The organism is Lacinutrix salivirga (assembly GCF_053604675.1).
On sequence record NZ_JBSHNP010000037.1, the window covers coordinates 1 to 528 of the forward strand.

The 528-nt window shown below is 38.3% G+C and carries 1 protein-coding gene; it reads right to left on the bottom strand.

What is annotated here, in order from left to right:
* Positions 1-528: Ig-like domain-containing protein (locus tag ACVC5O_RS00780; protein WP_452219552.1), on the bottom strand; the 528-nt coding region annotated here is incomplete at both ends.

Sequence of the window (528 nt, forward strand, 5' to 3'; positions counted from 1 at the left end):
TGTTGCAGTGTATGATGCACCAGTAAAGATCCAAGTCTCGGAAGGATCTAGGATACTGTCGTTGTTAGTATCACCATCAAGAGTAAGTGTTGCAGTAATATCACCACCTAATAAATCATCAGTAATGGTGATGGTGTTTAAAAGTAAATCACCAGGGTTAGTTACTGTAAATGTATAATCTATAACAGTACCAGCAGTCACACACTCTTCACCATTAGGCAATTCTGCAGATTTTACAATGTTAAGGCCAGGTACACCATCAACAGTGATATAAACAGTTGCAGTATCACAAGCTTGGTTAGGGTTATCATCACAGATAGTATAGACAAAGGAGTCAGTTCCAGAGAACCCAGCATTAGGTGTATATGTAAACTCACCAGTATTAGGATCTATAGTTACAGTAACACCTTCGGCAGTAGTTACAGTTGTTGTTGTAACAGTTTGAGTATCGCCTTCGATATCATTATCATTAGTTAATACGTTTCCAGCAACAGGAGTTGTTGGTGTTGTATTATAAGCATCGTCGTT